The 2,295-nt window shown below is 45.1% G+C and carries 4 protein-coding genes; all 4 read left to right on the plus strand.

Going from position 1 to position 2,295, the window contains the following annotated elements:
* The first annotated feature begins 313 nt into the window (after nt 1–313).
* The gene (locus ACYVRH_RS11880; RefSeq protein WP_461257128.1) at nt 314–583 is read left to right on the plus strand and encodes a type II toxin-antitoxin system RelE family toxin; all 270 of its coding nucleotides are present in this window, start codon (nt 314–316) and stop codon (nt 581–583) included.
* A complete protein-coding gene (locus tag ACYVRH_RS11885) occupies nt 580–792 on the plus strand; it encodes a hypothetical protein (protein WP_461257129.1) in 213 nt (70 codons plus the stop codon). The genes ACYVRH_RS11880 and ACYVRH_RS11885 overlap by 4 nt, the downstream gene beginning before the upstream one ends.
* A gap of 359 nt (nt 793–1,151) precedes the next feature.
* On the plus strand, nt 1,152–1,640 hold the full coding sequence (gene purE / locus ACYVRH_RS11890) for a 5-(carboxyamino)imidazole ribonucleotide mutase (RefSeq protein ID WP_461257130.1): 489 nt from the start codon (nt 1,152–1,154) through the stop codon (nt 1,638–1,640).
* Nucleotides 1,637–2,295, plus strand: a 659-nt coding sequence (gene purM, locus ACYVRH_RS11895) for a phosphoribosylformylglycinamidine cyclo-ligase (RefSeq protein WP_461257131.1), incomplete at its 3' end; no start/stop codon positions are given. The genes purE and purM, both read left to right, overlap by 4 nt.

Consider the following 2,295-nt stretch of genomic DNA (forward strand, 5'->3'; position numbering starts at 1 on the left):
CATACCCTAGATAAAGCTTTCTACCCCCCGCTGTTTAGTCGCCGAATTCCTCACAGCCAAATAAACGCACGGCGTAGCCGTGTAGATCAATAATGCCGCACGCTGAGAGCACCAATAAATGCCGCAGTCCCCAATAAAAGCAAGGCCGCCTTTAGGTGGCCGCCAGTGCGAGGCGGGTTCTTCCGAAGTTTTTACAGCGTGCGCCGCCTGCCCTGACTGTACTGAATAAATTCTTTGGGCATACATCGTGTGAGGGAGAGGGAATTTTGGGGCTTGATCACAGAGGCAAAAGGAAGGATAATACAAATAGGCTATGCAAGTATTGTTACATAACATACCGAGAAAATATCTTGATCGCTTGAACGAGCCTGACAAAGGGCATATTAGAAAGGCATTGAAAGGACTGGAAAAAGAGCCGCCCGAAGGTGATATTGTACCAATAGTAGGGCAACCCGGCAATTTTAGGCTTACAATAGGCAGTTACAGGGCATTATTTCGGTATAGGGAAGATCATATATTTGTATCGCATCTTGACCCAAGAGGGCAAGTATATAACAAGAAGAACAAAGGGGGCAAAAGATGACAGCAGCCGTTTTGAGAAAAGAACTACATACAATGGTTGACACAATACCGGAACAATCATTGCCGGTAATAATACCATTGATGAATTTTCTTTCTAATGATTACTGGAAACCGGTAATAGAACCAGCTTCCCCTGAAGAAATAGCAATGATTGACGAAAGAATGAAAGAATATGAAAAAGATCCTTCATGCTTTACCCCGTTAGATTAATTTTTTTGTTTTAAATGCCGCATACCGAAGATACGACTAGGCCACTTCCATTTTGGTTGTCTGCCTGACTGTACTGAATAAATTCTTTTGGCATACATCGTGTGGTGGAGAGGGGAGAATGCTTTGGGCGTATAGCGTGGGTGTAGAGGAAAGGTATGGGGGAATGTCTTTGTATTTGAGATAAAAATGGAAAATGACATGGAGTGGAAAGGAAAATATAAAAGCGAGCTTTTAATGGTTCTCCACACAAATAACAATGATAAAATGCTTATTAGCGCTTGAAGATGTAAGGTTTCCCTAAGATTTACAATCCCCACAAAAAATGTTATAGTAAAATATCAACAACTTCAGGAGGGGATATGAAAAAAGTTGCGGTTGTAATGGGAAGCGACAGCGATCTGCCTGTAATTGAAAAAGCGTTTAAGAAACTAAAAGACTTCGGTATTCCGCTTGAAGCGCATGTAATGAGCGCCCACAGAACCCCTGAAAGGGCGGCGGACTTCGCCAAAAATGCCAGAAAAAACGGCTTTGGGGTAATTATAGCGGCTGCAGGAATGGCGGCGCACCTTGCCGGAGTTATTGCGGCACATACTACGCTCCCCGTTATCGGCATCCCGATAAAATCGACCTTAGACGGACTTGACGCGCTCCTTGCCACAGTACAGATGCCGCCGGGAATCCCTGTCGCCACAGTAGCCATTGACGGCGCTGATAACGCCGCAATTTTAGCCGCACAGATACTGGCAACAGGCGATGACGCTCTGGCGGAAAAACTTGCAGTCATGAAACTCGACATGGAAAATAAAGTGCTCGAAAAAGACAAACAACTTCAGGAAAAAATTAAATGAAAGACAGCCATAGCGAAAGTTATAAAGCCGCAGGCGTTGACGTAACAGCCGGTTACAAAGCGGTTGAGTTAATGAAAAAACACGTTGACCGCACAAAGATCGAAGGCATGCTCGAAGGCATTGGCGGTTTCGGCGGACTTTTCGCGCTTCCAAAACAGGGAAGCTCAGAGCCAGTGCTTGTTTCGGGGACTGACGGAGTAGGCACTAAATTAAAAATAGCGATGCTCATGGACAAGCACGATACTGTCGGCGTTGATTGCGTGGCGATGTGCGTCAACGACATAATTTGCGCCGCCGCCAAACCGTTATTTTTTCTTGATTACATCGCCTGCGGAAAAAACATCCCACAAAAAATTGAACAGATTGTAAGCGGCGTAGCTGACGGCTGCGTGCAAGCGGGCTGCGCTCTTGTCGGCGGCGAAACAGCTGAACACCCGGGACTAATGAAAATTGACGAATACGACATTGCCGGTTTTTCGGTGGGCATCGTAGAGAAATCAAAAATACCGAATAAAGAAAGCGTAAAAAACGGCGACGTTGTTATAGCGATAGCATCATCGGGAGTGCACTCAAACGCTTTTTCGCTCACGCGCAAAGTTTTTGGAATAGACAAAAAACCTAAAATCTTGCAAAAACATTTTCCAGAGCTTGGAAA

This window comes from Treponema sp. R80B11-R83G3 (assembly GCF_054786115.1).